Origin of the sequence: Phenylobacterium sp. (genome assembly GCF_024508875.1) — a bacterium.
Taxonomy (GTDB): Bacteria; Pseudomonadota; Alphaproteobacteria; order Caulobacterales; family Caulobacteraceae; genus Phenylobacterium.
On record NZ_JANINU010000146.1, the window covers coordinates 1 to 6,033 of the forward strand.

Annotated in this window: 6 protein-coding genes; 5 read left to right on the forward strand and 1 reads right to left on the reverse strand. The window is 70.2% G+C overall.

What is annotated here, in order from left to right:
• The first annotated feature begins 143 nt into the window (after window positions 1–143).
• Genes Q0L11_RS12230 through Q0L11_RS12245 form a run of 4 tightly spaced genes read left to right on the forward strand, consistent with a single transcriptional unit; the run spans window position 144 to window position 4,570 of the window.
• A complete protein-coding gene (locus Q0L11_RS12230) occupies window positions 144–563 on the forward strand; it encodes an ester cyclase (RefSeq protein WP_296597572.1) in 420 nt (139 codons plus the stop codon).
• A complete protein-coding gene (locus Q0L11_RS12235; RefSeq protein WP_296597574.1) occupies window positions 560–1,153 on the forward strand; it encodes a TetR/AcrR family transcriptional regulator in 594 nt (197 codons plus the stop codon). The genes Q0L11_RS12230 and Q0L11_RS12235 overlap by 4 nt, the downstream gene beginning before the upstream one ends.
• A 9-nt stretch (window positions 1,154–1,162) precedes the next feature.
• Complete coding sequence (locus Q0L11_RS12240; RefSeq protein WP_296597576.1) at window positions 1,163–1,645, forward strand: cupin domain-containing protein; 483 nt, start codon at window positions 1,163–1,165, stop codon at window positions 1,643–1,645.
• A 57-nt stretch (window positions 1,646–1,702) separates the two neighbouring features.
• On the forward strand, window positions 1,703–4,570 hold the full coding sequence (locus Q0L11_RS12245) for a DUF3857 domain-containing protein (protein ID WP_296597577.1): 2,868 nt from the start codon (window positions 1,703–1,705) through the stop codon (window positions 4,568–4,570).
• On the opposite strand, the gene Q0L11_RS12250 is transcribed toward Q0L11_RS12245, so the two are convergent.
• Window positions 4,555–5,175, reverse strand: coding sequence for an adenylate/guanylate cyclase domain-containing protein (locus Q0L11_RS12250; protein ID WP_296597579.1), 621 nt, complete (start codon window positions 5,173–5,175; stop codon window positions 4,555–4,557). The genes Q0L11_RS12245 and Q0L11_RS12250 overlap by 16 nt on opposite strands.
• A 96-nt stretch (window positions 5,176–5,271) precedes the next feature.
• Between Q0L11_RS12250 and Q0L11_RS12255 the strand changes: the two genes are divergently transcribed.
• Window positions 5,272–6,030, forward strand: a complete 759-nt coding sequence (locus Q0L11_RS12255) for a site-2 protease family protein (RefSeq protein ID WP_296597580.1) — start codon at window positions 5,272–5,274, stop codon at window positions 6,028–6,030.
• Window positions 6,031–6,033 lie beyond the last annotated feature (3 nt).

A 6,033-nucleotide genomic window follows, 5' to 3' on the forward strand; every position in this document is an offset into this window, starting at 1 on the left:
GTCGCCACGCCGTCGCCCCCGCCGCCCGCCCCGGCTCCGGTCGCGCCCGCGGCGTCTCTGCCGCCAAGATGAGATTTCAGTCTTGATTTGAGACTGCAGTCTCACATATAAGCGCGACCGTACGAACGACGGAGCGCCCCCCCATGGCCCTGACCCGCGCCCAGATGGACGCCAAGATCGACGAGCACTTCGGCTACGAGCAGGCCGACGACGTCGAAGGCGTGCTGGCCACCCTCACCCCCGACTGCGAGCACGACATCGTCGGCTCGCCCACCGGCCCGACCGTCGGCCCCGACGGCGCCCGCGGCTTCTACGAGAGCCTTTTCGCCGACTTGGCCGACGGCAGGATCACCACCCTGCGCCGCCTCTACGGCGAGGACTTCCTTGTCGACGAGAGCCTGTGGACAGGTCGCGCGCCGGGCCGGCCGTTCGGCCTCGAGGGCCGCGATCGGCCGCTGGAGTTCCGCCTGCTGCACGTGGTCGAATACGCCCACGACGGGCGCATGAAGCGCGAGAACGTCTGGATCGACATGGCCTCGATCCTCCAGCAGCTCCCGCAATGAGTCCCTCCCCAGGCGGCGCGCGCGAGAACCAGCGCCTGCGCACCCGCAAGGACCTCCTCGAAGCCGCCGTCCGCCTGACGCGCGACGGACACTCCCCCAGCTTCGAGGAGGTCGCCGAGGCCGCCCTGGTCTCGCGCGCTACCGCCTACCGCTACTTTCCTGGCCTCGATGCGCTGATGTCCGAGGCGGCGATCCACATGGAGACGCCGACGCCCGAGGGCCTGTTCGCGAACGAGCGCTCGACCGACCTCGTGCCGCGCCTGCGGAAGGTGGACGCCGCGCTCACCGCCCTGGTGCTCGGCAGCGAGGGGCCGCTCCGCGCCCTGCTCGCGCGCACGGTCCAGCAGCCGCCCGGCGAGGCCCCGGTCCGCCAGAACCGGCGCAGCCCCCTGGTGGCCGCCGCCCTCGACGGCGCCGACCCGCCCCTGTCGCCGGCCGGCCGCGACCTGCTGGCCAAGGCCCTGCCCCTACTGCTCGGGATCGAGACCCGCGTGGTCTTCAAGGACGTCCTGCAACTCGACGACGCCGAGGCCGAGCGCGTGCGCCACTGGATGATCGGGGCCTTGGCCGAGGCCGCGCGCCGGGCGTAGCCTCCGGGCATGACCGACGAGACTGAGATCCCCGAGGACGGCTGGAAGCACACCGGCGTGCGTGTCGTGCCCGGCGACCAGCTCGCACCCGCCACCGCCACCACTCCGGGCATGGACCGCGCCGTCGCCATCGACCGGGCCCGCATGGGCGCCCAGAAGCTCTGGGCCGGCACGGTGCACATCCACGCCAACGCCAAGACCGGAGCCCACCATCACGGTCCGTTGGAGAGCGTGATCTACGTCGTCTCGGGCCGCGCCCGCATGCGGTGGGGCGAGCGCCTGGAATTCACCGCCGAAGCCGGGCCGGGCGACTTCATCTACGTCCCGCCTTTCGTCCCGCACCAGGAGATCAACGCCTCCACCGACGAGCCCCTCTCCTGCGTCCTCGTCCGCTCCGACAGCGAAGCGGTCGTCGTCAACCTCGACATCGAACCCGCCGAAAAGCCGGAGGGCGTCCCCTGGGTCGACCCGATCCACCGGGAGCCAAGCTAGGCCCTAGGCGCCGCCGAAATCTCTGAGATATCGTGGACGGCGCGTTGGGGGAGTTTGATGCTTAGAGTTGCGTTGGCGGCGGTCCTGGCCGCCGCCCTGGCCGTGCCGGCCCTCGCCGCGGACCAGCTCCGGTTCGGGCCGCCGCCCGCCTGGGCGAAGACCATAGAACCGCAGACCCCTGAGATCGGCGCCTCGGGCCCGGCGCTTCGGTTCCTTCTCGAGGATCATCAGCTCAACATCGCCCCCTCCGGCAACGAGGAATATGTTCGGCAGGTCGTCCTGATCCGGACGGCGGCCGGACTCGCCGAAGCCGGCTCCGTCACCCTGAAATGGAATCCCGACACACAGGACGTCACCGTCCATCAACTGCGCATACGGCGGGGCGACCGGTCGGTCGACGTTCTCGCGGGACAGACGTTCACCGTGCTCCGGCGCGAGGCCGGTCTCGAGTCGGCCATTGTCGACGGTGTCCTCACAGCGACCATCCAGCCCGAAGGTCTCGAAGTCGGCGACGTCCTCGAGCTCGCCTACACGGTCAAGATCGCCGATCCGCTGATGCACGGCCATGTGGAGCATGTCATCGGCGCGCCTCAGGGGCCGGTCGATCGCTACAGGGCCATCGCCATGTGGGAGACAAGCCGTCCGATAGTCTGGCGTCCCGGCCGTAGCCTGCCGAAACCCACGATCACCAAGGCCGGCGGGAAGACGCAGCTCTTGTTCGACCTCAAGGACGTCGAGGTCCTGGCGGGCGTCGCGAACGCGCCCGCGCGCTTCGCGCCTTCGCGCGACCTGTGGTTCTCCGACTTTGCGGCCTGGGCGGACGTGTCCGCCACGATGGCTCCTCTCTACGATCGGGCCTCCAAACTGTCCCCCACATCCCCGCTTCGGGCCGAAGTCGAGCGGATCCGGGCTCGATCCGAGGATCCCAGCGTGCGCGCCGCCGAAGCGCTGCGACTGGTGCAGGATCGGGTGCGGTACCTGGCCGTGATCATGAGCAATGGCGGCATCGACCCTGCGGACGCCGACGCGACCTGGGCGCGCCGCTATGGCGACTGCAAGGGCAAGACGGCGCTCCTGGTGGCGCTGCTGCGCGACCTCGGGATCGAGGCCGAACCCGCCTTGGTCAGCACAACGCGCGGGGACGGCCTCGATGGCCAGCTACCGGGGCTCGGCCTCTTCGACCATGTGATCGTTCGCGCCGTCATCGGGGGAAGGACCTACTGGCTCGACGGCGCCCGCATCGGCGATCGCAGCCTGGATGCCGTCCCCATCCCTCCCTATCGCTGGGCCCTGCCCATTCGCGCCCAGGGCGCCAGCCTGATCGCTCTCGTGCAGCCGCCGCTCGAACAGCCAGACCTCGGCATCTTCATCGAGGTCGACGCGTCGGGTGGGGTGGACGCGCCGGCCCCCGTTCGCGGTCGCCTCGAAATCGGAGGCGACGATGGCCTCCAGGCGAATCTCGGGTTGGCGAACATCTCGGCCACGGATCGCGACAAGCTGCTGCGGCAGTTCTGGTCCGGCGCGCCGTGGATCGAGGTGAAGACGGTCCGCGCTGAGAGCGACGAAGCGGCAGGACGGCTCCGGGTTCTGATGGAGGGTGTCGCCCGTCCCCAGTGGCGCATCGTTCAAGCCGAGCCGCGCACCCTGGAGATCACCGAGGCGGAGTTTGCGGTCGATGACATCGCAGAGCGCGAAGCGGGTCCGGACGCCGGCCTGCCTTACCTGGTGGCCGAGCACCCCAACCACCTCGCCTTCAAACTGACCATGAAGCTCCCGAACGGCGGCGAAGGCTTCGTGCTCGACGGTGAGGACATGAGCCTGCGCGCCGCCGGTCGCGAACTCACGCGCCGGAGCCGGCTTGAGAAGGGCGAGCTCTCCGTTGAAACGCACAACCGGACCCTCGCCAGCGAGTATCCGGCGGCGGAAGCGGCCTCGGCGAAGGCCGCCCTGCAGAAGGCCGCGGGCGGGAAGGTGGTCGTCCGGGCCAGCCGGGACTATGTCGCGACCGACGCCGATATCGCGGCATGGATGGCGGCGAAGCCCTCCAGCGTCGATGGCTACCTTGACCGCGCCTTCAGGCTCACGACCGCGCGGCGGTGGGACAGCGCCATCGCCGACTACAACGAGGCGCTCCGGCTCGATCCCAAGGCGGCGATCGTCATCGCCAATCGCGGCATCGCTCAGTACTGGAGCGGCGACTACGAGAAGGCGGCGGCGGATTTCGAAGCCGCCCTCCGATTGGATTCCCGCCAGTGGGTGGCGTTTCACGGGCGGGCCATGCTGGCCATGCGCGACAAGCGGTACGATGACGCCGTCGCGGCCCTGACCCGCGCATCGGACCTTCAGCCCAAGAACGTCTTCGCCCTGAGCTGGCGCTCCGACGCCTACCGCGCCCTCGGGCAGATGGACAAGGCGTTGGCCGACGTGGATGAGATCCTGACGATCGAGCCCAGCAATCCCTACTACCTGCTGGCCAGGGGCGAGATTCATGCGCGGAAGGGCGATGCCGCCCGCGCCGCCGCCGATTTCGCCACCGTCCGCAGCGCCAGCACGTCCGATGCGGGCCGGCTCAACCAACTCTGCTGGAGCCAGGCGGTGGCCAACATCCAGCTCGACCGCGCGCTCGCCGACTGCCAGGCCTCCCTTGCCCTCAATCCCGCCAGCGCGGCCACGCTCGACAGCCGCGCGTTCGTGTTCCTTCGCCAGGGCAAGTTCCGGGAATCGATCGCCGACTACGATGCGGCGCTCAAGCTCCAGCCGAAGCAGGCGGCGTCGCTCTATGGGCGCGGTTTGGCGCGCATCCGGGTCGGACAGGATGGCGAGGGGCGGGCCGACCTCGCGGCGGCGCGCGCCTTGGCAAGTGAGGTCGACGAGATGTTTGCGAGCTACGGCCTGACGCCGCCAGCCCCTCAAGCCACCATGTGATAGACGAGCGCCAGCCCGGAGATGCTGGCCCGCTCCTGCTCCGTCCTGAACTCCGCCGGCAGTTCGGCCCGCGCGGCTTCCGTGAGCAGGATCATGCCGCCCTGGGCCACGTCCTCGCCCAGCTTGGAGGTGAGGTTCACCTCGTCGCCGAACAGGTCGTGGCCGCCCAGGACAAGGATGTCGCCGTAGCCGATGCCGATGGCGGCGTAGAGCCGCCGGGTCGCCGGCAGCAGGACGTTGACCGTGTTGAGCTGGCGCATGATCTCGCGCGCCGCGGCCACCGCCTGCTCCACCGTGTCGAACAGGCAGTAGAGGTTGTCCGCCTCGGCCTTCACCAGCACCCCGCCGCACGCCTCGATCGTCGGCACGGCCAGCAGCCGCATCTGGTGGATCATCAGCAGGAACGAGACCACCCCGTGCACCTGGGTCGTGCGCGAGAAGCCGCTCATGTCCAGCACCAGCAGCGCCCGGCGTTGCGTGAAGTCGCGCTCGATCTCCTCCGAGATCTCCACGCGCCGCTCCGGATGCTCGATGATCTCGGACAGGAGGGCGTCCAGCCGCTCGCGCGTGTTCAGGGCGGCCCCCGCCGCCATCCCGTCGTCCATGATAGCCTCCCCCGACAGCTACGATGGCAGCTCTGCCATGGACGCGAGTCAAGCCGGGGCTCCTCTCAGGCGAGGAATGCCCCTATCTCTGCGCTCATGACCGCAGTCCCGGCGAAGCCCGCCGCCCCGCCCAACAACCTGATCGGCCTCATCCTGCTGGCCGCCTTCGCCGCCCTCGGCGCGGCGCTGGTGCTGACGCCGGCGGCCAAGACCCCGCTCACCTTCGCCTTCATCCTGGCGGGCTGGGTGCTGGCGGTGATGGCGCACGAGTTCGCCCACGCGGGCGTCGCCTTCCTCGCCGGCGACCACACCGTGGCCGACAAGGGCTACCTGTCCTTCGACCCGCGCCGCTACGGCGACCTGGGGACCAGCCTGGTCATTCCGCTCATCGCCCTGGCCCTGGGCGGCATCGGCTTCCCGGGCGGCGCGGTCTATCTGCGCAACGACCTGATGCGCAGCCCCGCCTGGCGCGCCGCCGCCTCGCTGGCCGGCCCGGGCGCGACGCTGCTGGTCCTGCTGCTCCTGGCCCTGGTGCTGACCCTGCCGCTGCCCGGCCCGCTGTTCGCCGCGCTCGCCATGCTGGCCTTCCTGCAGGCCACCGCCCTGATCCTTAACCTGCTGCCCCTGCCCGGCCTCGACGGCTTCAACGCCATCCGCCCCTTCCTGCCCGCGGCCTGGGCGCCGGCGATCCGCAAGGCCGAGGGGCTCGCCATGCTGATCCTGCTGGCCGCCATCTTCCTGCTGCCCGGTTTCAGCGACCTGCTGTTCGGCCTCGCCGTCGCCCTGGCCGCCGCCCTGGGCGTGCCGCCCCAGGCCATGCAGGCCGGCTGGGACGCCTTCCACTTCTGGCGCTGAGTG

Bases quoted from the DNA above. Each gene is read 5' to 3' on its own strand.
- Q0L11_RS12245 (WP_296597577.1), top strand. From the start codon at position 1,703: ATGCTTAGAGTTGCGTTGGCGGCGGTCCTGGCCGCCGCCCTGGCCGTG.
- Q0L11_RS12255 (WP_296597580.1), top strand. From the start codon at position 5,272: ATGACCGCAGTCCCGGCGAAGCCCGCCGCCCCGCCCAACAACCTGATC.
- Q0L11_RS12230 (WP_296597572.1), top strand. From the start codon at position 144: ATGGCCCTGACCCGCGCCCAGATGGACGCCAAGATCGACGAGCACTTC.
- Q0L11_RS12250 (WP_296597579.1), bottom strand. From the start codon at position 5,175: ATGGACGACGGGATGGCGGCGGGGGCCGCCCTGAACACGCGCGAGCGG.
- Q0L11_RS12235 (WP_296597574.1), top strand. From the start codon at position 560: ATGAGTCCCTCCCCAGGCGGCGCGCGCGAGAACCAGCGCCTGCGCACC.
- Q0L11_RS12240 (WP_296597576.1), top strand. From the start codon at position 1,163: ATGACCGACGAGACTGAGATCCCCGAGGACGGCTGGAAGCACACCGGC.